The 21,961-nt window shown below is 71.1% G+C and carries 17 protein-coding genes and 1 pseudogene; 13 read left to right on the forward strand and 5 right to left on the reverse strand.

What is annotated here, in order from left to right; translation table 11 throughout:
• Positions 1–53: 53 nt before the first annotated feature.
• The 3 genes from ACH4SI_RS23160 to ACH4SI_RS23170 form a co-directional block, all read right to left on the reverse strand.
• On the reverse strand, positions 54–1,490 hold the full coding sequence (locus tag ACH4SI_RS23160) for an RICIN domain-containing protein (protein ID WP_398298469.1): 1,437 nt from the start codon (positions 1,488–1,490) through the stop codon (positions 54–56).
• Complete coding sequence (locus ACH4SI_RS23165) at positions 1,490–3,373, reverse strand: family 43 glycosylhydrolase (RefSeq protein ID WP_398298471.1); 1,884 nt, start codon at positions 3,371–3,373, stop codon at positions 1,490–1,492. The genes ACH4SI_RS23160 and ACH4SI_RS23165 overlap by 1 nt, the downstream gene beginning before the upstream one ends.
• A 161-nt stretch (positions 3,374–3,534) precedes the next feature.
• Positions 3,535–4,566 carry a hypothetical protein gene (locus ACH4SI_RS23170; RefSeq protein WP_398298473.1) on the reverse strand — a complete coding sequence of 344 codons (1,032 nt, stop codon included), beginning with the start codon at positions 4,564–4,566 and terminating at the stop codon, positions 3,535–3,537.
• 256 nt (positions 4,567–4,822) lie between these two features.
• Between ACH4SI_RS23170 and ACH4SI_RS23175 the strand changes: the two genes are divergently transcribed.
• The 10 genes and pseudogenes from ACH4SI_RS23175 (at position 4,823) to ACH4SI_RS23220 (ending at position 14,771) form a co-directional block, all read left to right on the forward strand.
• Positions 4,823–5,908 (forward strand): MerR family transcriptional regulator, encoded by a 1,086-nt coding sequence (locus ACH4SI_RS23175; RefSeq protein WP_398298475.1) that lies wholly within the window; start codon positions 4,823–4,825, stop codon positions 5,906–5,908.
• 145 nt (positions 5,909–6,053) lie between these two features.
• Positions 6,054–7,976, forward strand: coding sequence for a glycoside hydrolase family 127 protein (locus ACH4SI_RS23180; protein WP_398298477.1), 1,923 nt, complete (start codon positions 6,054–6,056; stop codon positions 7,974–7,976).
• A gap of 95 nt (positions 7,977–8,071) precedes the next feature.
• Positions 8,072–8,302 carry a hypothetical protein gene (locus ACH4SI_RS23185; protein ID WP_398298479.1) on the forward strand — a complete coding sequence of 77 codons (231 nt, stop codon included), beginning with the start codon at positions 8,072–8,074 and terminating at the stop codon, positions 8,300–8,302.
• A 165-nt stretch (positions 8,303–8,467) separates the two neighbouring features.
• Entirely contained in the window at positions 8,468–9,262 is a 795-nt protein-coding gene (locus ACH4SI_RS23190; protein ID WP_398298481.1) for an ABC transporter substrate-binding protein, read from the forward strand.
• Between the two features lie 3 nt (positions 9,263–9,265).
• Complete coding sequence (locus tag ACH4SI_RS23195; protein ID WP_398298483.1) at positions 9,266–10,051, forward strand: amino acid ABC transporter permease; 786 nt, start codon at positions 9,266–9,268, stop codon at positions 10,049–10,051.
• Positions 10,052–10,056: 5 nt separating this feature from the next.
• Positions 10,057–10,839, forward strand: coding sequence for an amino acid ABC transporter ATP-binding protein (locus ACH4SI_RS23200; protein WP_398298485.1), 783 nt, complete (start codon positions 10,057–10,059; stop codon positions 10,837–10,839).
• 141 nt (positions 10,840–10,980) lie between these two features.
• A pseudogene (locus ACH4SI_RS23205) lies at positions 10,981–11,262 on the forward strand (hypothetical protein); the annotation flags it as partial.
• A 146-nt stretch (positions 11,263–11,408) separates the two neighbouring features.
• Complete coding sequence (locus tag ACH4SI_RS23210; RefSeq protein ID WP_398298487.1) at positions 11,409–12,452, forward strand: LacI family DNA-binding transcriptional regulator; 1,044 nt, start codon at positions 11,409–11,411, stop codon at positions 12,450–12,452.
• A 113-nt stretch (positions 12,453–12,565) separates the two neighbouring features.
• The gene (locus ACH4SI_RS23215; protein ID WP_398298489.1) at positions 12,566–13,534 is read left to right on the forward strand and encodes an acetylxylan esterase; all 969 of its coding nucleotides are present in this window, start codon (positions 12,566–12,568) and stop codon (positions 13,532–13,534) included.
• A gap of 97 nt (positions 13,535–13,631) precedes the next feature.
• Positions 13,632–14,771, forward strand: coding sequence for a CaiB/BaiF CoA transferase family protein (locus ACH4SI_RS23220; RefSeq protein WP_398298492.1), 1,140 nt, complete (start codon positions 13,632–13,634; stop codon positions 14,769–14,771).
• 181 nt (positions 14,772–14,952) lie between these two features.
• Here ACH4SI_RS23220 and ACH4SI_RS23225 read toward each other — a convergent pair whose 3' ends face one another.
• The gene (locus ACH4SI_RS23225) at positions 14,953–16,773 is read right to left on the reverse strand and encodes an ABC transporter ATP-binding protein (RefSeq protein WP_398298494.1); all 1,821 of its coding nucleotides are present in this window, start codon (positions 16,771–16,773) and stop codon (positions 14,953–14,955) included.
• A 92-nt stretch (positions 16,774–16,865) separates the two neighbouring features.
• On the opposite strand from ACH4SI_RS23225, the gene ACH4SI_RS23230 reads away from it, so the two are divergent.
• Positions 16,866–17,366 carry a MarR family winged helix-turn-helix transcriptional regulator gene (locus tag ACH4SI_RS23230; protein ID WP_398298496.1) on the forward strand — a complete coding sequence of 167 codons (501 nt, stop codon included), beginning with the start codon at positions 16,866–16,868 and terminating at the stop codon, positions 17,364–17,366.
• A 33-nt stretch (positions 17,367–17,399) separates the two neighbouring features.
• Here ACH4SI_RS23230 and ACH4SI_RS23235 read toward each other — a convergent pair whose 3' ends face one another.
• Complete coding sequence (locus ACH4SI_RS23235) at positions 17,400–18,137, reverse strand: hypothetical protein (protein WP_398298498.1); 738 nt, start codon at positions 18,135–18,137, stop codon at positions 17,400–17,402.
• A 155-nt stretch (positions 18,138–18,292) separates the two neighbouring features.
• Between ACH4SI_RS23235 and ACH4SI_RS23240 the strand changes: the two genes are divergently transcribed.
• Entirely contained in the window at positions 18,293–20,176 is a 1,884-nt protein-coding gene (locus ACH4SI_RS23240) for an ABC transporter transmembrane domain-containing protein (protein ID WP_398298500.1), read from the forward strand.
• Entirely contained in the window at positions 20,173–21,954 is a 1,782-nt protein-coding gene (locus tag ACH4SI_RS23245; RefSeq protein ID WP_398298502.1) for an ABC transporter ATP-binding protein, read from the forward strand. Before ACH4SI_RS23240 ends, ACH4SI_RS23245 begins: the two co-directional genes overlap by 4 nt.
• The last annotated feature ends 7 nt before the right edge of the window (positions 21,955–21,961 follow it).

Below are 21,961 nucleotides of genomic sequence, written 5' to 3' on the forward strand. Positions count from 1 at the left end.
TGAAGGTACCGCCGCGTCCGGGGATGTCAACAACCCCGCGCCACTTCAGGCGCTCAGCCGCGCTGCCACTGCTGGTTGGCGCCGCCCGTGCAACTCCACTGGACGAGGGCGGCCTTGTCCGCCGTGGAGGAATCGGCCACGTCCAGGCACTTGCCGCTGGAGCGGGCGGCGAGCCGTACGTAGCCGCTGCCGGTGTCCGTGGCCTGCCACTGCTGGTTCGCGCCCGTGCCGCAGGCCGACTGGACGACCGCCGCGCCGTCGGCGGTGGAGCCGCCGGCCACGGTCAGGCACTGGGAGCTGTGCCGGGCGATCAGCTGGACGTACCCGCCGCCCGCGCTCCGGGACCAGAACAGCTGATTGCCGCCGCCGTTGCAGGTGTACTGCACGACCGCGGTGCCGTCGGTCTGCGAGGCGGAGACGACGTCGGCGCACTTGCCGCTGTGCCGGGCCTTCAGCGTGGTGTACGGGCCCCCGGAGCCGGTCACGGTGCCCGCCTCCGTGTCGATGGTGAGCTGCGGATACCAGTCCATGGTCATGGTGGTCGCGGTGGGGAAGGCCAGCGGCAGCCAGACGTAGCGCGAGTCGTTGACCTTGCCGCCGAAGGAGTTGCCCCAGCGGTCGCCCAGGTACAGGTACGAGGTCGCTTGGGCTCCCTGCACCGGCAGGACGTAGGCGGTCTGCGAGCCGTAGGCGGTGGCGTCGCCCACGTTGCGCATCGCGCTCCAGGGGCCGGCCAGGCTGGTGGCGGTGGCGTACTGCTGCTGGTTGGGGCTCCAGCCGGTGGCGCCGGAGGTCAGCATGAAGTACACGTTGCCGCGTTTGAAGAGCGCGGGGGCCTCGCGGTGGCCGCCGGGCCACGGGTTGGCCACCAGGCTCGCCACACCGGTGTAGTCGTCGGTCAGCCGGTAGATCTGAAGGTCGTAGTTCTCCCGTGCGGCCGAGATCATGTAGCCGGTGCCGTCGCTGTCCTCGAACAGGGTGATGTCGCGCGACATGTGCTGGTCCAGCGGGCGGAAGCTGCCCCGCCAGGTGTAGCCGCCGTCGACCGTGGCGGAGGTGGCGACGGCCGCGCGCGCCTCGCTGTAGTCACTGCCGTTCTCCTTGTGCATCCACATCACGAACTGCTTGGTCCGCTCGTTGTAGAGCACCTTGGGCCGTTCGATGTTGGCGGAGGCCAGCTCCGGATTTGTGGCCTGGGTGAGGACGTGGCGGCGGAACTCCCAGCTCTTGAGGTCCGTGGAGCGATAGGCGGACACATAGCGGAAGGTGTTGTCCGCGTTGCGGTTCTCACCGAACCAGTAGTAGTACGCGCCGACCTTGATGACGCCGCCGCCGTGTGCGTGGACCGCCTCGCCCGAGGTGGTGGTGAACTGCGTGGCGTTGGCGATGGTGGCGGGGGCCGCCTGCGCCGTACCGGCTCCCGCCAGCGGGGCGGGCCCCCCGAGAACGACGACGGCGGCCACGACGAGGGCCCACAGACGTCTTCGCATCACACGCTCTCCTTGAGGACGGTGAAGTGGCGGGCGAAGCCGGAGAGCCGGGGCAGCTCCCGGATGGGGGTCCAGGTGCGGAAACCGTCGAGGCTGTCGCTGTAGTAGTACTTCTTCTCGGCGTAGCCGTCGAAGTAGATCCGCCAGCCTCCGCCTGCCAGTGGCACCAGCGCCGGTCCCTCGCGCCAGCTGCCCCAGCCCGCCCAGTCGCCGGTGCCTCGCAGGGTGTAGGGGCCGCCGAGGCTGGTGGCCGTCGCGTGCTCGATGTACTTCGTCGTCTCCTGCTTGGTGAAGGCGTGGTACTGCCCGCCGTGGCGGACCACGAAGGTGTCGATGTAGTTCGCCTTGTCCAGGCCCGTGAGCGGCTTCGGGGTGGTCCAGGACGAGAGCGAGGCGTTGGTGGCGGTGAGCAGATGCGGCCGGAAGATGTAATCCGGTGTGGCGGTGGTGTCCAGCGACACGATGATGTTGACGCTGCCATCGGCGTCGACGAAGAACTCGGGCGCCCAGGTGCGCTCGACCCCGGCGAGCGGCAGCGTGTGGTTGCGGACGAAGGTCCAGTTGACCCGGTCCCGGCTGCGCGCGAATCCGATGGTGTTCCCGGTCCAGTTGGTGGTGTAGACGATGTAGTAGTAGCCGTCGGTGTGCTTGATGATGCTGGGGTCGCGGATCAGCTCCGCGGGCGGAGTGAACGCCGGCCCCTTGAGCAGCGTGTAGGTGAGCGCGTCCGGCGACTCGTACACGTACATGTTGGATTCGCTGCTGTTGGTGAAGGCCGTCATGGTGTAGCGGGTGGTGGCCTTGGTGTCCAGGGCGGGCCCGTCGGCCACGGGGATGCCGAAGTCCGGGGTGCCGTCCGCCTTCCAGCCCAGGGACTGGATGCGGGTGTGCCGGTTGGGGTCGTCCAGCGGGTCGCCGGTGATGTCCTTGTACTGGCGGGCGTGGTAGACGAGGACATCGGTGCGGCCGTCCTCGGCGACGGTGAAGGAGTTGTGGCCCGGGCCGTACTGCTTGGTGGTGTCGTTGCTGGTGAAGACCGGCTGCGGGCTCTTCTTCCAGGAGGCGGGGGCCAGCGGGTCGCTGTCCGCGGAGGCGGTGAGCAGCCCCATGCAGTAGTTGGCGTCGGTGGCGCTCGCGGAGTACGTGAGGAAGAGCCGTCCGTTCTTCTGGAGCACGGACGGGCCCTCGTTGACCTTGTAGCCGCGGGTCTCCCAGTCGTAGGTCGGACGGGAGATCTCCACTTGCGGCCCGGTGATGGTCCAGGGGTTGGTCATCCTGGCGATGTAGATGCTGGAGTTGTTGCCGACGTCCGGGTTGCTCTGGGCCCAGATGAGATAACGGGTGCCGCGGTGGACGAAGGTGGAGGCGTCCAGCGAGAACGAGTCGATGGGGGTGACGATGCGGCCCTTCTCGGTCCACGTCCCGGTGAAGGGGTTGGCGCTGCCGTTCTCCAGCACCCACATCCGGATCTTCCAGACGTCGTTCGCGGGCGCGGACGCGAAGTAGACGTACCACTTGCCGTCGATGAAGTGGATTTCCGGGGCCCAGATGTGGGCGCCCATGTCGCCGCTGGTGTGCTTCTTCCAGATCACCGACTCGGACGCGGTGGCCAGGCCCGCCAGGGTTCTGGAACGGCGCAGGATGATGCGGTCGTACTCCGGGGCGGTGGCGGTGAAGTAGTAGTAGCCGTCGGTGTGCTTGAAGATGTGCGGATCGGCGCGGTTACGGACCAGCGGATTGACGTACCGGGCGGCCTGGGCGGCCTTCTCCCGCGCGGAGGGGGTGGCGGCCTCGGCGAGACCGGGGGTTCCTGCCACCGCTCCCAGGGCCAGGGCACCCATCAGGACCCGTCTGCGGCTGGGCTGTCCGTCACTGCGGCTCATCGTCGCTCTCCTGCTGTGGGCATGCGGGGGCTCCCGCGCTCTCCGTCGACCGAGTAATGCATTGATCGAATTTGTTCGGAGATTAAGGGTTCTGATGACTTTCAACAGCCCCTGAGACAGGTGCGAAAGTTTCGAAAACCGTGGAGCCCCCGGAGCGCCGCTCAGACGAACGTCTGGCGCTGGAGCCAGAGGTCCCTGGCGATCCCGCTGCCCTGGAGGAACACGTACAGCAGGTTCTCCTCGTTGGCGATGGGGACGCTGATACCGGCGGAGCCGATGACGCCGCCGAGGGACTGGAAGCCGGTGTAGGTGTTGCCGTTCTCCGTGGTCTGAACGGCGACCCACAACGCATTGTCCGTCGCCTTGATGAACACGTTGACCCGGCCGTCCTGGCCCAGGCCGCAGGTGGGTCGCCACACGATCTGGGCGCCCAGGCTCACGGCGGCATTGAACGAGTTGTAGTCGTCGGTCTGCCCGACGCGCCGGACGGAGCCGTCGACGCCCCGGAAGAAGATCTGCACCCTGCCCGCCGCGTCCAGGCACACCGAGGGGCGGCTGGTCACGTTGGGGGCATTCAGCGAGAAGGGCTCCCAGGTGGCGGAGTTCGCGGACGTTTGCTGGATCGTGTAGAGGGTCTCGCCGCTGCCCTTGACCGCCACCACGATCCGCCCTCCCCCGTCGAGGATGGGCGAGGGCGTGGCGAAGATGCCGCCGCTCAGCGACGTCGCGGCGGTGTACGTCTCGTACTGAAGATCCTGGTTGCGCAGGAACCACAGGGCGTCGTCGGTGCCGGGGAAGAACACATAGATGCGGCCGTCGGCGCCGAGCGCCGCGGCCGGATCGTCCCCGATGCCGGTGGCCAGGATCTGGGGCGTTCCGTACCCGGAGTTGAGGGAGGTCTGGGTGATGACCTCCAGGTTGTTGCCCGGGGTGCGGTAGAAGACCCGCACTTTTCCGTCCTTCCCGCGGATCGGGGCGGGGATGCCGTCGACGGCCACGCCCGGGTATTGCTGCCACGGGCCCCACTCCCCGTCGCGGGTTTCGAGTCTGCTCCACAGGACGTTCGACCCGCCCCGGATGAAGACTTGGATCCGGTCGTCGGCCTGGGCCACCGGCGCGGGCTCGGAGTGAATGCCGCCTTCCAGGTTGATCCAGGTGCCCCACACGGTTCCGGGCGTGGTGGAAACGGACATGGGTCCTCCCTCACCTCGTGGCTGCCACGAGTCTGTGCGGATGTCCTGTCAGTTCCCGCGCCAATCACAACGAATGCCTGAAGAGGGGTAAATGAAAGTATGTGACTGATAAATATAAGTGAGTGAGATATGTGAGTTTGAATATGATCCCGGATTGGGCTTCGTTGACGGTGGTTGACCTGGGTTGACCTTCTCCGAGGGGGAAGCTCCAGCATCGTGGTGGCCGGGCGACGTGCCCGGCACGAGGAGGGCGGGCATGGGGCTGCTGACGATCGGCGCGTTCGCGAGGGCATCGAGGCTGTCTCCGAAGGCGCTCCGCCTGTACGACGAACTCGGACTGCTGCCGCCCGCCCGCGTCGATCCGCGCTCCGGCTACCGCCTCTACGACCCGGCGCAGCTGGAGCGGGCCCGGCTGGTGGCCTGGCTGCGCCGGCTGGGGATGCCGCTGGCCCGGATCCGTACCGTGTGCGAGCTGGACCCGGGCGCGGCGGCGCGGGAGGTCCGCGCGTACTGGGCGCAGGTCGAGGCCGATACGGCGGCCCGGCGTGATCTGGCCGCCTTCCTCGTCGATCAGCTGTCCGGAAAGGACGTCGCCATGTCTTCTGCCCACAACACCCTGGGAGTCCGCTACGCGGTGCTCTCCGACCGGGGCTCGATACGGGAAAGCAACGAGGACTCCGGATACGCCGGTCCGCGGCTGCTGGCCGTCGCCGACGGCTTCGGCGGCAGCCGCCATGCGAGCGAGGCCGCGATCGAGGCGCTCAAGCCGCTGGAGGCCGAGATCCCGGGGGCCGAACTGCTCAGCGCCCTGGAGGACGCGGCGCACCGGGCGCACGCCTCGGTGTGCGAGCTGGCCGCGTCCGATCCCGCGCTGCGCGACGTCGGGACGACGCTGACCGCGATGGTGTGGTCGGGCTCCCGGCTGGGGCTGGTGCACATCGGCGATTCGCGGGCGTATCTGCTGCGCGGCGGCGAGCTGTTCCAGATCACCCACGACCACACCGTGGTGCAGTCGCTGATCGACGAGGGACGCATCGCCGTGGCGGAGGCCGCGTCCCATCCCCAGCGGGCGCTGCTCCTGCGGGCCATGGGCGGCGGGTCGGCGTTCGAGCCCGATCTGGTGCTGCGGGACGCTTCGGCGGGTGACCGGTATCTGCTGTGCTCGGACGGGCTCAGCGGGGTGGTGGCCACGGAGGAGATCCGGCGCGTACTGGGCTCGGTGGCCGATCCGGGGGAAGCGGCGCTCGAGCTCATCGCCCTCGCCAACCGCGCGGGCGGGCCCGACAACGTCACGTGTGGCGTGGCCCATGTGGTGGACGGGGCGGAGCTGCCCGCCGCCTGACGTTCCGTCGGCTCTTCACACGGACCACGGTCGCCCCTCCTGACTCCGGCGCCGAAGTGCAGTGGAATGGACCACATGGCGCGTGCGGCCCGCCAGGTCGTGGAAGGCATGGCCGCCACGGAACGTACGGGTAAGGGGTAGGCAGATGTCCGTAGGACCGATCCGGCTCTCGCAGGATGCGCACACCGCTCTCCGTCCGCCCGTCACGGCCCGCATCACCGGGGGGTTCTGGGCCGCGAAGCGGCGCGTCAACGCCGAGGTCAGCGTTCCGCAGGGGCCGGGGAGACTGGAGGAGGCGGGCAATCTGGCCAATCTGCGGGCCGCCGCCGGGAAGGCGGAAAAAGGGTTCACGGGGGACTTCCCGTTCCAGGACTCCGATGTGCACAAGTGGCTGGAGGCCGCGTCCTGGCAGCTCGCCGAGGAGCCCGGCGGGCCGGCCACCGGGGAGCCGGCCGCGCAGGTGGCGCGGCTGGCTGCCCTGGTGTCGGACGCTCAGGACGCGGACGGCTATCTGCAGACGTACTACCAGGCCGGGCCGGGGGCCCTGCGGTGGTCGGAGTTGCACTGGGGACACGAGCTGTACTGCGCGGGCCATCTCCTCCAGGCCGCTGTCGCGCATCGGCGGGCCACCGGCGAGGACGGACTGCTCGACGTGGCCGTGCGGTTCGCCGATCACATCGACGCGGTCTTCGGCCCGGGCAAGGCCGTGGACGCGGTGTGCGGGCATCCGGAGATCGAGACGGCGCTGGTCGAGCTGTACCGGGAGACCGGCGAGCGGCGCTATCTCGATCTGGCCGGGTACTTCGTGGACCGCCGCGGTGCGGGCACCCTGGGCGACGGGGGTGCGACCGGCCCGCGCCCCGGGGCGCCCTACTGGCAGGACCACGTCCCGGTGCGGGACGCGAGGGCGGTCGCCGGGCACGCGGTGCGCCAGCTGTATCTGCTGGCCGGGGCCGCGGACCTGGCGGCCGAGACCGGCGACCGGGAGCTGCGGGAGGCGCTGGTGCGGCTGTGGGAGGACATGGTCGCCACCAAGACCCACCTGACGGGCGGGGTGGGCTCCCGGCACGACCTGGAGTCCTTCGGCGACGCCTACGAACTCCCGCCGGACCGGGCGTACGCGGAGACCTGCGCGGCCATCGCCTCGATCCAGTTCAGCTGGCGGATGGCGCTGCTCACGGGGGACGCCCGCTACAGCGACCTGATCGAACGGACCCTGTTCAACGGCTTCGCGTCCGGCGTCTCCCTGGACGGTGAGCGCTGGCTGTACGTGAACCCGCTCCAGGTCCGGGACGGCCGTACGGAGACGCACAGCGACCAGGAGGCGCGGCGGACGCCCTGGTTCCGCTGCGCCTGCTGCCCGCCCAATGTGATGCGGCTGCTGGCCTCGCTGCCGCATTACATGGCGAGCGGTGACGCCGGGGGCCTGCAGCTGCACCAGTACGCGTCGGGGGTGTACGCGGCGGGCGGCGGGACGGTGCGCGTGGGCACCGGCTACCCCTGGGAAGGCCGGATCGCGGTGGTCGTGGACGAGGCTCCCGCGGCGGCGGACTGGACGCTGTCGCTGCGCATCCCGCACTGGGCCGACGGTTACGAGGCGACGGTCGGCGGCGAGCCGGTGACGGAGCGCGCCGAGCGCGGCTGGTTGCGGCTGCGGCGCCGCTGGCGGCCGGGCGAGACCGTGGTCCTGACGCTGCCGATGGCGCCCCGGCTCACCCGCCCCGATCCGCGGATGGACGCGGTGCGCGGCTGCGCCGCGATCGAGCACGGGCCGCTGGTGTACTGCCTGGAGCAGCCGGATCAGCCCGCCGGGCTGCGGCTGGACGGCATCACGCTCGACACGGGCACCGAACTGGTCGCCGAGCACCGGCCGCAGCTGCTGGGCGGAGTCACCGTGATCATGGCCCGGGCGCTGCGCCGGGCGGCCCCGACCGACGGCTGGTGGCCGTATCAGGGCGCCGGGGGCGCCGTCGGCGGCGTGGGCGACCCGGTGCGCGTCACCGCGATCCCCTATTACGCCTGGGCGAACCGGGAGACCGGGCCGATGCGCGTCTGGATCCCCGCGTAGCGCCCACCGGAACTCGGCGGGGGTCCCGCGCGTTCTTCGCTCCAGGAACACGCTTTCGTGCCCGAGTGGGCACACCGGCGGACGGGAGGTGCCCCTTGAGCACCGGCTCCACAGACCGGGGGGACGAGGCGGACGACTGGGACGACGTCGTTCTCGATGAGGACTTCGTCCGGGGCGCCGAGGTCACCGAGCCCGCCGCGCGCACGCGCATACTGACCGCGCGCTGGCGGCGACGCGGCGCGCCCGAGCCCCAGCCCTGGCGGGCGGACGAGCCGCCGGCGGGCTGGTTCTGGAGCAAGCGCCGCAGGCGGCGACGGCGGCGCTAGCGCGGCTCCGCTCTTCCGGAGCAGGGCGAGGACCGGCTTCGCGGCCGTTATGCGCTCGCAACGCACACGGCGGGGTCGATGCGGCACGGAGGGTGGCAGGATGCGGGCCGACGCACTGATCACGTGTCCCGTGGGGTCGTTCACCGACCACGTCCCGGAGGTGCCGTGTCCGCTCGCTCCGCGCTGCCCGTCTTGGCCACCGCCGCCGCTGCCACCCTGCTCATCGGCTGTACCAGCACCACATCGCCGGACTCCGGCGGCCAGGACATCAGCCTGGTGAAATCCGGCAGGCTGACCACCTGCACGCATCTGCCCTATCCGCCCTTCCAGTCCCGGCAGGGCAAGAAGATCGTCGGCTTCGACGTGGATCTGGTCGATCTCGTCGCCTCGGAGCTGAAGGTGAAGCAGGAGATCGTGGACACGCCCTTCGAGGGCATCCAGTCCGGTGAGGACCTCAACACCGGCACCTGCGACGTCGCCGCGGCCGGGATGACGATCACCGCCGTCCGCGAGAAGAACCTGGATTTCTCCCGCCCCTACTTCGAGGCCACACAGGCGCTGCTCACCCGGAAGGGCAAGCCGTACCGCACCCTCGGCGACCTCAAGGGCAAGCGGCTGGCGGTCCAGCAGGGGACCACTGGGGAGACCTACGCCCAGAAGCGGGCCGACGGCGCCACCCTGGTCCAGTTCGAGGACCTCGGGCTGCTGGTGTCCGCGGTCAAGACCGGACAGGTCGCGGCGGGCATCAACGACAACGGGGTGCTGTACGACTACGTCAAGGACAACCCGGACACCGAGGTGACGGCCGAGTTCAGCACCGGCGAGAAGTACGGCATCGCCGTGCGCACCGGCAACGACGCCCTGCGCAAGAAGATCAACCAGGTGCTGGCGGACGCGAAGAAGGACGGCCGCTACAGCAAGATCTACCGGAAGTGGTTCGGCACCGCGCCCAGGAGTTGAGCTATGGCCATGACCCGTCGGCAGCGGGCGCGGGCGGTACGGACGGTGCAGTACGCGGTGCTCACCGCCGTGCTGCTCGCCGTCGTCCTGGCCGCGGACTGGGGTGAACTGCGCCGCGCGTTCTTCGACGCGGGCGTCGCCCGGTCGCTGGTCCCCGACATCATCACCACCGCCCTGCTCAACACCGTCGTCTACACCCTGCTCGGCTTCGGTTTCGGGCTCGTGGCCGGGCTGGTGCTCGCGCTGATGCGGCTCTCGCGGGTGCCGCCGTACCGGTGGCTGTCGGTGGCGTACATCGAGTTCTTCCGTGGCGTTCCGGCGCTGCTGGTGTTCATCGCGCTGGGCTTCGGGGTGCCGCTCGCCTTCCAGGTGGCGCTGGACCGGTACGTCACGGTCATGCTGGCGCTCGGCCTGGTCGGAGCCGCATACATGGCGGAGACGATCCGCGCGGGCATCCGGGCCGTACCCAAGGGGCAGATGGAGGCGGCGCGTTCGCTGGGCATGTCCCACGGCCGGGCGATGATCTCGATCATCATCCCGCAGGCGTTCCGGATCGTGCTGCCGCCGCTGACCAACGAACTGATCCTGCTGACCAAGGACTCGTCACTGGTCTATCTGCTCGGGCTCTCCCTGGACCAGTACGAACTGTCCAAGTTCGGCCGGGACGCGCTCAATCAGCACCGCAGTCTCACCCCGATCCTGGTCGCCGGGCTGTGCTACCTGCTCATCACCGTTCCGCTGGGCCAGTTGGTCCGGTGGCTCGAGGCCCGTACCGCGAAGGCGAGGTGAGGACCGTGATCCGGATCCGGGGGCTGCGCAAGTCCTTCGGCGGTCTTGAGGTGCTGAAGGGCATCGACCTCGCGGTGGAGCGGGGTGAGGTGGTCTGTGTCATCGGGCCGTCCGGCTCCGGCAAGTCGACCCTGCTGCGCTGTGTGAACCTGCTGGAGGAGCCGACGTCGGGCTCGGTGGCCGTGGGCGGGGACGAGGTGACCGATCCGGATGTGGACATCGACCGGGTGCGGCGGCGGATCGGCATGGTCTTCCAGGCGTTCAACCTCTTCCCGCATCTGACGGCGCTGGAGAATCTGACCATCGCGCAGCGGCGGGTGCTGCGCCGCGACAAGGCCGAGGCGGTGCGGATCGGCCGGGACACGCTGCACCGCGTGGGCCTGACCGGCAAGGAGAGCGCCTATCCGGCGCAACTGTCGGGCGGACAGCAGCAGCGGGTGGCGATCGCGCGGGCGCTGGCGATGGACCCGGAGCTGATGCTGTTCGACGAGCCGACCTCGGCCCTCGATCCCGAGCTGGTCGGGGATGTGCTCGCCGTCATGCGGGCGCTGGCCGACGAGGGGATGACGATGCTGGTCGTCACGCATGAGATGGGCTTCGCGCGGGAGGTCGCCGACCGGGTGGTGTTCATGGACGACGGCATGATCGTGGAGGCGGGCGGTCCGGAGCAGGTGGTGGGCGCGCCACGGCATCCGCGGACCCGGGCGTTCCTCACCCGGGTGCTGGACCCGGCCGCGGCCCGGGTGGTTCCGGACGACGGCTCGCAGGACGCCCGTACCGGCCGCTGAGCGCACCGCGTTGTCAGTCCGCGTTTTGTCAGTCCGTGCGTATCCGGGGAGGGGCGGCAACTTTCCGGGCCGCGGGGGCCAGCTGGAGGGTGCGGGCGGCGTCCCCGTACGGCCACTCCCCGGGGGTGCGCCGCCCGCGGGGCGGTCAAGAACCGCTCCACGCTGCAGTGGAGTGACAACTCGGTCGACATCTACACCGGGCTGGACGGCGGCGGTGCTCCGCAGTGTTCCCCGGACTGCGGACGCCTCTTCCACCAGGACGGCAACTACTCCAAGTGCCCCGGTGGTACGGCGCGCCACTACGACCAGTCGCTGTGGCTGACGAAGGGCTTCGGCGGCGGCGCCGGGGCAATCCACATCCTGCTGCACGAGATCGGGCACACCTACGGTCTGGACGACTTCTACGACTGGTCCCCGACCGGCGTGGGCGGCGCCTGTGACCGACGCGGAACGAAGGGGGTCGCCTCAATTCCCGGGTCTTCCCGTCGGAGTTGAGGCGGCCTTACTGTAGCAACCGGTTACTGCCCGGTCGGTGTCGCGCTTGGGCGGGTTCGGGAAGGGGTATCTCGATGGCGCGTTCCCCGGGATCGACGGGTCCGACGCTGGCGGTCATCGCCCGCGAGGCAGGGGTTTCGGTGCCGACCGCTTCGAAGGTGGTCAACGGCCGTGAGGACGTGGCACCCGATACCCGCCGCCGGGTCAGCGAGGTCCTGGACCGCCTGGGGTACGTCCGCAAACCGCGCTTGGGGACGCCCCGGCCGCCCACTCTGGTCGATCTGGTGGTGCATTCCCTGGACGGCGCGTGGTCGGGCGCGGTGCTCCACGGCGTGGAGGCGGCGGCGCATGGCGCGGGGCTCGAGGTGGTGGTGTCGGCCGGGCTGCCGCGCGCCCGCGACGGGCGACCCGAGCGGGGCTGGCTGGACAAGCTGTGTGCCCGGGGCAGTTCCGGGGTGCTGTTCCATCTCCCGGAGCTGACGCCCACCCAGTACGCCTGGCTCGACGAGCACCGGGTTCCGTTCGTGCTGATCGACCCCGGCCCGGTGCCGCCGCCGGGGGTGCCGTCCGTGGGTGCCGCCGACTGGCAGGGCGGTGTGAGCGCGACCGAGCACCTGGTCGGGCTGGGACACCGGCGGATCGCGGTGATCGGCGGGTACCGGCGGAAGGTGTGCAGCGGTGCGCGGGTGGCCGGGTTCCGCTCGGCGATGGCCGCGGCCGGGCTGCGGGTGCCGCCCTCGTACGTACGCTACGGCGACTTCCGGGAGGCCGGTGCGTACCAGCGGATGACGGAGCTGCTGGAGCTGCCCGAGCCGCCGACGGCGGTGTTCGTGTGCTCCGACCCGATGGCGCTGGGCGCGTACCGGGCGCTGCGGGAGCGGGGGTTGCGGGTGCCGGAGGACGTCAGCGTGGTGGGCTTCGACGATCTGCCGCAGGCCCGCTGGACCACACCGGCGCTCACCACGGTCCGTCAGCCGCTGTCCGAGATGGCGGCGGCGGCGCTCCGCATCCTGCTGCGGCTGAGGGCGGGCGAGGTTCCGGAGGGGATGCGGACCGAGCTGTCCACCCGGCTGATCGTCCGCTCCAGCACCGCTCCCCCGGCCCGTATTCCCTCTTGACCGATAAGTCGAACGCTGATCGCATGTCCGAACGGTCCGCAGTATCCGCGCGTCACATCTACCACCTTGCCCCCTGGCCATCGCCGTACCGATTCTCCGGAGGTCTTCGCCCCGTGTTCGTCGATCTGCCCCTGGACCAGCTGCGCACGTACCGGCCCCCGCTGCCCGAGCCCGACGGCTTCGACGCCTTCTGGGAGCGCACCCTCGCCGAGGCCCGCACCGCGGACCTGGACGCGGTCTTCACCGAGACCGACGCGGGCCTGGCCCGGCTGCACACCTACGATGTCGAGTTCTCCGGATTCGGCGGGCACCGGATACGCGGCTGGCTGCTGGCCCCGCGCGAGGCCGCGGGCCCGCTGCCCTGCGTGGTGCAGTACATCGGCTACACCGGCGGCCGGGGCCTGCCGCACAACTGGCTGCTGTGGCCGTCGGCGGGCTACGCGGTCTTCGTCATGGACACCCGGGGCCAGGGCTGGTCCCAGCAGACCCCCGGCGCCACCCCCGATCCGGCCGGCGGCACCGGGCCCGAAGCACCGGGCAAGATGACCCAGGGGATCCTCTCCCCGGACGACTACTACTACCGGCGGCTCTACACCGACGCCGTGCGTGCGGTGGAGGCCGCCCGCACGCATCCGCTGGTAGACCCCGCGCGGATCGTCGTCAGCGGCGGCAGCCAGGGCGGCGGCATGGCCCTGGCGGCGGCCGGGCTGGTGCCGGATCTGACCGCGGCCCTGGTGGACGTGCCGTTCATGACGCACATCCGGCGGGCCGTCGAGATCACCGACGCCGAACCGTACGGCGAACTGGTCCGCTTCTGCGCCGGTCAGCGCGATCTCACCGAGCGGGTCTTCGCGACCCTCGACCACTTCGACGGCCTCAACTTCGCGGCCCGGGCCACCGCGCCGGCGCTCTTCTCGACCGCCCTGCGCGACTCCGTCACCCCGACCTCGTGCGGCTTCGCCGCGTACCACCACTACGCGGGCGAGAAGGAGCTGAAGGTGTGGTCCTTCAACGGTCACGAGGGCGGCGGCACCCACCAGCAGGCCGAACAGATCGCCTACCTGCGGAACCTCCTCGGCTGAACCGGAGGCCATCCGGCCGGCCCCGGCGCGGTGGGCGGCGTTCGGCGGCCGCTCACCGCGGGGAAGACAGGGGCTACCCGTACCGAAGGAGTCGCCCATGTCCGCACAGCCCCTGGACGGCATCACCGTCGTCGCCCTCGAACAGGCCGTCGCCGCCCCGTTCGCCACCCGCCAGCTCGCCGACCTCGGCGCGCGGGTCATCAAGGTGGAGCGGCCGGGGCGGGGCGACTTCGCCCGGGAGTACGACCGTGAGGTCAAGGGCATGTCGGCGTACTTCGTCTGGGTCAACCGCGGCAAGGAGAGCGTCGTCCTCGATGTGAAGGACGCCACGGACCGGGCCCTGCTCGATAGGCTCCTGGCCCGCGCCGATGTGTTGGTGCACAACTTCGGCCCCGGTGCGGTGGACCGGCTCGGGCTCTCGGCGGACGCGCTGCGGGCCACGTATCCGCGCCTGATCAACTGCGCGATCACCGGTTACGGGGATCGTGGGCCGTACCGGGACAAGAAGGCGTACGACCTGCTCGTCCAGTGCGAGGCGGGGCTGCTGTCGATCACCGGCAGCCCCGAGGAGCCCGCCCGCCCCGGTATCTCGATCGCCGACATCGCGGGCGGGATGTACGCGTACACCGGCATCCTCACCGCGCTGTACGAGCGGGAGCGCACCGGCGCGGGGACGGACCTGAGCGTCAGCCTCCTCGACGCGCTGGGCGAGTGGATGGGCCATCCGTACTTCGCGCAGGCCTACGGCGGAGGCGGGGTGGTGCGCAGCGGGGCCCGCCATCCGTCGATCTCCCCGTACGGAGCCTACGCTTGCGGCGACGGGGCCCAGGTGTTTCTGAGCGTGCAGAACGACCGCGAGTGGATCACCCTGTGCGAACGCGTCGTGGGACGCCCGGAGCTGACTCGCGATCCGCGCTTCGCCGACAATCCGTTGCGCCGCACCCACGACGAGGAGCTGACGGCCGAGCTGGAGCGGTCCTTCGCGGACCACACGGCCGACGGCCTGGTGGCCCTGCTGGACGGGGCGGGCATCGCCAATGCCCGGCTGCGGGACGTCGCGGGCCTAGCGGACCATCCGCAGCTGGCCGCCCGGGAGCGCTGGGGCGAGTTCGGCTCGCCCGTCGGGCCGCTGCGCGGCCTGCTGCCGCCGGTCGAGGTGGCGGGGCGTCAGGCGGCGCTGCGGCCGGTGCCCGCATTGGGCGAGCACACGGAGTCGGTGCGCGCCGAGTTCTCCTGACGCCCCGGTGCGGGCGTGTGCACCAGGGCGTGTCCCAAAGCGTCGGGTCAGCCGCGGCGTCCGGGGGCACCTCCCAACGGCGGCTGGGGGCGCGTGCGATCGCACGGCGGAGGGGCGTCCTCGCGGGGCACCTCCCGGACGGAGTCCTGGGGCGGGCCTATGCGGACACGCCCTGAGGGGCTTATGCGGCGGGGACGACGGGCGACAGCTGGGCGTCGCGCCGCACCAGGGCGGCGTAGCGGCCGTCCTGGGCGAGCAGTTCCTCGTGGGTGCCCTGCTCGGCGATGCGGCCGCGGTCGAGGACGACGATCCGGTCGGCGTCGCGCACGGTGGAGAGCCGATGGGCGATGGTGATCGTGGTGCGGCCGGCCGTGAGGCCGTCGATGGCCTTCTGCACGGCCTGCTCGGTGCGGGTGTCGAGGGCGCTGGTGGCCTCGTCGAGGATGAGGACGGGCGGGTCGCGCAGAATCGTCCGGGCTATGGCAAGCCGCTGCTTCTCACCGCCGGAGAAACGGTACCCCCGCTCCCCCACCAGGGTGTCGTAGCCATCGGGGAGGGCTGCGATGTGGTCGTGGATCTGGGCGGCCTCGGCCGCCGCGACGATCTCGGCGTCGGTCGCGTCGGGCTTGGCGAAGCGCAGGTTGTCGGCGATCGAGGCGTGGAAGAGATAGGTCTCCTGGGAGACGACGCCGACCGCGCGGGCGAGGCTGTCGAAGTCGAGGTCCCGGACGTCGACCCCGTCGATCAGCACCCGGCCGCCGGTCACGTCGTACAGCCGGGGCACCAGATAGCTCAGGGTCGTCTTGCCGGAGCCGGTCGACCCGACGACGGCCAGACTGCCGCCCGCCGGGATGGTCAGGTCGATGTCGCGCAGGGTCCCCCGCGGCGAGGCCGGGCCCCGGGCGTCGTAGTCGAAGTCGACGCCGTCGAAGCGGACTTCGCCGCGCACCGTCTCCAGCCGCACCGGCCGGGCGGGCTCGGTGATGTCGATCGGCAGGTCGAGATACTCGAAGATGCGGGCGAAGAGGGCGAGGGAGGTCTGCATGTCCACCCCGGTCGACAGCAGGCTGACGGTGGGGCGGAACAGCCCCTGCTGGAGCGAGACGAACGCGACCAGGGTGCCGATGGAAACGGCCGGTCCCCCGGCCTGGAGGGCGATTCCGGCGGCCCAGTAGATGACGGCGGGCATGGCGGCCATGACGACGCCGATGGTGGACATCCGCCAGCGGCCGGCCATGCTGGCCCGCACCTCCAGGCCGACCAGGCGCTCGGACTCCCGGGTGAACTCCTGGGTGAGCGAGTCGGAGCGGCCCATGGTGCGGCCGAGCAGGATTCCGCTCACCGACAGGGACTCGGTGACCATGGCGGACATGGCCGCCATCTGCTTCTGGCGGTTCGAGGTGATCTTCTTGCGCTCGTTGCCGACCCGCCGGCTGATCCAGACGAACAGCGGCAGCAGGAGCAGCGAGACGACGGTCAGCCGCCAGTCGAGGGCGAGCATGGCGACGACCGTGGCCACGACGCTGGTGAGGTTGGAGACCAGCGAGGTCGCGGTGGAGGTGACGGTGGCCTGCATGCCGCCGATGTCATTGGCGATCCGGGACTGCACCTCGCCGGTGCGGGTGCGGGTGAAGAACGCGAGCGGCATGCGCTGCAGCCGGTCGTAGACCGCGGCGCGCAGGTCATGCATGACGCGCTGGCCGACGGTGGTGGAGATGAGGGTCTGCAGGACGCCGAAGACGCCGTTGACGACGGCGGCTGCGATCATGCCGAGGGCGAGCAGGGTCAGCAGACCGGTGCGCCGCTCGGGAATGGCGTCGTCGAGGATCTGGCGGAGCAGGAACGGCGAGGCGACCGAGACCAGCGCGGAGGCGGCGACCAGCAGCCCGACCAGGGCGAGCCGGCCGCGGTAGGGGCGGAAGAGCCGGAGGATGCGCCGCACCTGCGCGAGCCGCTCCGGATCGGGGGCCAATGGGGTCGATGGCGGTATGTCGTGGCGCATGGGCTCCCTCTGATGGCAGACGGCACAGACTTATCGAGCATAGCTCACTGTTACCTATACTCACAATGAACGGGGTCCGATAGACTGCGATCATGTCCACCCCCGAGAGATCCGGCCCCGAGGCATCCGGCCCGGAAACATCCGGCCCCGAGGCATCCGGCCCCGAGGCATCCGGTCGCCTCGCGGAGCAGCTACTGCGCCTGACCCGGCGGCTGCAGCGTGCCCAGAAGCGCCATATGGAACCGCTGGGCATCACCCCGGCCCAGGCCCGGCTGCTGCGCACCGTGGCGCACCACGACGGGCTGCCGCGCATGGCGGACCTCGCGGAGCGCCTGGAGGTGGTCCCGCGCGCCGTGACCTCGCTGGTGGACGCGCTGGAGGCGCACGGCTCGGTGCGCCGCGCGCCGGATCCGTCCAACCGCCGGGTGGTGCGGATCGAGCTGACCGAGACCGGCCAGTCGACGCTGCGGGCCCTGCGCGACGCGCGCCGGGCAGCCGCCGAGGACGTCCTGGCACCGCTGACCGATCAGCAGCGCGACGCCCTGGGCGACCTGCTCGACAGCCTCTCCGGACCCCCCGGCAGCCGCTGCTGAGCGGGGTCCGGGAGCGGTCGGCCGCGAGGGAGCTCAGGCGGCCAGATGCGCCTTGTCCCCCATCACCACCACCGGGTGCCGCTCGGGGTCGAGGTTCCGCAGCAGATACTCCATACCGGACTTGGGCAGGCTCACACAGGCCGACGTGCCGCTTCCGTGGTCCATGTGCAGCCAGATGCTCCCGCCCTTGCGCTGCCCCTCGGGCCGGGTCGGGTCGAGCGGTGAGGTGCCCTTGGCACGGTTGTAGTCGATGGCGATGACGTAGTTGAAGTCCGTCCAGTGCGACTTGGGCCAGGAATGGGGAGCGGCAAAGGCGGACGTTTCGCTGTACGGCAGCCGGGCGCCGGGGTCCGGGAGCACTCCGCCCGCGTCGCTGAGCGTGTAGACACCAACCGGACTGCGCTTGTCGCCCTCGTGGTGGCTTGTCGTCCAGCCGCGCTTGCCGTTGTGACCGGCCCAACTACGGGTGCGCTTCCAGTCCTTGCCTTCCTTGGTGTAGAGCACCACGGTCGCGTCGGCGGAGTTCACTCCTTTGCCGTAGACCGCGACAACCTGCCGTGAATTTCCGGGGATTTTGGCCTGGAGGGCGTTTCCCACCTCCGGGATGCGGGTGGGGTCCGACGCCGGGGCCTTGCTGCGCATCGCGTGCTTTCCCTGGCCGCCGCCCTTGTCGCCACCGCTGTTCCCGCCTCCGCCGCAGGCGGTGAGAAGGGTCAGGGCAGCGGCGGTCGCGACCGCCGTACGCATGGACATCGTGCCGGAAATTCGCATGTTCCCCATCGTCCCACTCCGGCGTGGGCCCGGCGCGCGCGGGATTGGCGCGTTCCGTCCCCCTGCAGGAAAACCAGTTGAAATTCGCACCCGTGAAAGGCCAACCTTTCACGTCTCTTTGCCTTCCCGGCCGCCGCCACTCACCCAGGAACGTCATGCGCATTCGCGATCTTCCGTATCCCGATCCCGGCCTACCCGACGTACGGTCAGGTACCCGGTTCCTCGTCTGGCTGGGCCGGAACCAGCTGGGCGGGCAGATCAAGGCCGCCCTGTGGGGGCTGCTGCACATGGCCGCGCTGGTGTGCTTCCCGCTTGCGATCGGCTTCGGCGTGCAGGCGGTCGTCGACCGTTCCGGTTCGCGGCTCGCCCTGGCCGGGGCGATGATGGTGGGGCTCACCGTGCTCACCGCGCTGGGTGACGCCATGCTGCACCGGGCGGCGGTCACCAACTGGATCACGGCGGCGGCCCGGGTGCAGCAGTTGCTGGCCCGTAAGACGGTCGAGCTGGGCTCGGCGCTGACCCGGCGGGTGGCGGCGGGCGAGGTCGTCGCCGTGTCCACGGGCGACGTGGAGAAGATCGGCTGGTTCGTGGAGGCGCTGTCCCGTTTCACCGCGGCCGCCCTCACGACCGTCGGGCTGTGTGTGGCGCTGGTGATCTACCAGCCCGCGCTCGGCGTGGTGGTGGCCCTCGGCGTACCCGCGCTGGCGCTGTCGGTGCTGCCGCTGCTTCCGCGGGCCGCGCGCCGGGCCGATGAGCAGCGGGAGAAGGCGGGCCGGGCGACCGAACTGGCGTCGGACACCGTGGCCGGGCTGCGCGTGCTGCGCGGCATCGGTGGCGAGGATCTGTTCCTGAGCCGCTACCGGCGGGCCTCCCAGGAGGTGCGGACGGCGGCGGTGCGCAGCGCGCGCATGTGGTCGCTGATCGCGGCGGTGCAGGTCGCGCTGCCGGGGATGCTGCTGATCGGGGTCGTCTGGTACGGGGCGGTGCTGGCCGGGAACGGCCGGATCACGGTGGGCGAGCTGGTCACCGTCTACAGCGCCGTGACGTTTCTGCTGTTCCCGTTGCGGCACTTCGAGGAGATCGCGATGGCCTACTCCTTCTCCCGCCCCTCGGCCCGTCGCGCGGCCCGGGTGCTGGCGCTGCGACGCCCCTCGGCCGAGATCGCGGACGCGCGGGCGGCAGGGCCCGGCACCGGGCCCGCCTCCGGGCCCGGCGAGAAGCTGCCGGCCGGTGATCTGTACGACCCGGCCACCGGGATGCTGGCACCCAGCGGGCAGCTGACCGCGGTGGTGTGCGGTGATCCGGACGTGGCGGGGCGGATGGCGGACCGGCTCGGCGGTCACCCCACCGAGGACGGCGCGGAATCCGGGGACGGTGGCGGTGCGCCCTCGGCGCTGCTGGGCGGGGTCGCGCTGGACGAGGTGCCGCTGGCCGCCGCGCGCGCCGCGGTGCTCGTGCAGGACAAAGACCCGGTGCTGCTGTCGGGCACGCTCACCGAGCTGCTGGACGTGCCGCGGTCGGGCGCGGTGCCGGCCCGGAAGGCGCTGGAGGCGGCGCAGTGCGGGGATGTCCTGGAGGCGCTGGGGCTGGCCTCGGTGGCCGACTCCGGGGACCGGGACCCGATGGGCGCCCTGATCACCGAACGCGGCCGCTCGCTGTCGGGCGGCCAGCGGCAGCGGCTGGCGCTGGCCCGCTCGCTGGTGACCGACCCGGAGGTGCTGGTGCTGGACGAACCCACGTCCGCCGTGGACTCGCACACCGAGGCACGCATCGGCGAGGCGCTGAAGCGGCTCCGGACGGGCCGGACCACGGTCATGTTCACCTCCAGCCCGCTGCTGCTGGACCAGGCCGACCGGGTGGTGTTCGTGCATGACGGCGTGGCGGCCGGGGTCGGAAGCCACCGCGAGCTGCTGAGCACCGATCCCGCGTATCGCGCGGTGGTCACCCGGGAGCCGGACGACGTCCAGGAGCAGGACGGGGCCCGCGGTGGGCTCGCGGAAAGAGAACGCATCGCGGAACAGATCGAGGAGTCGGCATGATCGGCGTGGCGCCACCCGCCTACGACCCGGCCGCACCGGAGTCGGCGACGACACTGCCGGTCGGCACGGCCGCCACCGTACGGGACTATGTGCGCGAGCTGCTGCGGCGGCATCGGAAGGCCTTCGTCGTGCTGATGGCGGTGAACGCCACCGCCGTGCTCGCCTCGATGGTCGGCCCCCAGCTGCTGGGCGGTGTGGTCGAGGACCTGTCGCAGGGCAAGGATGATCTCCATATCGAGCGCGCCGTCGCGCTGTTCGCGGTGGCGCTCGTGGTACAGACCGTGTTCGTGCGCATGGTGCGGCTGCGCGGTGCGGTGCTGGGCGAGCAGATGCTGGCCGATCTGCGCGAGGACTTCCTCGTACGGTCGGTGGGGCTGCCGCCGGGCGTGCTGGAGCGGGCCGGGACCGGTGATCTGCTGTCCCGGATCACCACCGACATCGACCGGCTGGCGAACGCGATGCGCGAGGCCGTCCCGCAGCTCTCCATAGGTGTGGTCTGGACGGGCCTGCTGCTGGGCGCGCTGACCGTGACGGCTCCGCCGCTGGGGCTCGCGGTGCTGGTGGGGCTCCCGGTGCTGGTGATCGGCTGCCGCTGGTACTTCAAACGGGCGCCGAGTGCCTATCGCTCGGAGGCGGCCGGGTACGCGGCGGTGTCCGCGTCCCTGACCGAGAGCGTGGACGCCGGCCGGACCATCGAGGCCCACCGACTGGGCGGCCGGCGGATCGCCCAGTCCGAGGTGCGCATCAGGCAGTGGACCGCGTGGGAGCGCTACACACTCTGGCTGCGTTCGGTGCTCTTCCCCGTGATCAACGTGAGCTACACGCTGATCACCGGCTCGGTGCTGATGATCGGCGGCGTCTGTGTGATGAGGGGCTGGATGTCGGTCGGCGAGCTGACGACGGGGGCGTTGCTGTCGCAGATGCTGGTCGAGCCGATCGGGCTGATCCTGCGCTGGTACGACGAACTGCAGGTCGCCCAGGTGTCGCTGGCCCGGCTGGTCGGAGTGCGGGAGATCGAACAGGGCCCGGCCGATGCCGAGGTGGCGCCCGTCGGCCGTGAGGTGCGGGCGGACGAGGTGCGGTTCGGGTACCGGGAGGGCAGCGATGTGCTGCACGAGGTGTCCATGACAGTGCCGCCGGGGACCCGGCTGGCGCTGGTGGGCCCGTCCGGCGCGGGCAAGTCCACGCTGGGTCGGCTGCTGGCCGGGATCTACGGCCCGCGAACCGGCCGGGTGACCTTGGGCGACGCGGAGCTGGCGCGGATGCCCGCCGAGCAGGTGCGCACCCATGTCGCCCTGGTCAACCAGGAGCACCATGTGTTCGTGGGCTCGCTGCGCGACAATCTGCTGCTGGCCCGGACCTCCGCGCAGGATGCCGAGCTGTGGGCGGCACTCGCCGCGGTGGACGCGGACGGCTGGGCGCGGGCGCTGAAGGAGGGTCTGGACACGGAGGTCGGCTCGGGCGGGCTGGCGCTGACCCCGGCGCAGGCGCAGCAGATCGCGCTGGCCCGGCTGGTGCTCGCCGATCCGCACACCCTCGTGCTGGACGAGGCCACCTCGCTGCTGGACCCCCGGGCGGCCCGCCACCTGGAACGGTCGCTGAGCCAGGTGCTGAAGGGCCGGACGGTGGTCGCGATCGCGCACCGGCTGCACACCGCTCATGACGCGGATGTGATCGCCGTGGTCGAGGCGGGCCGGATCAGCGAGCTGGGCAGCCACGACGAGCTGGTGGCGGCCGATGGCGCCTACGCGGCGCTGTGGCGCTCCTGGCACCGGTGACGGCCGG

The organism is Streptomyces sp. NPDC021212 (assembly GCF_044332925.1).
Classification (GTDB): domain Bacteria; phylum Actinomycetota; class Actinomycetes; order Streptomycetales; family Streptomycetaceae; genus Streptomyces.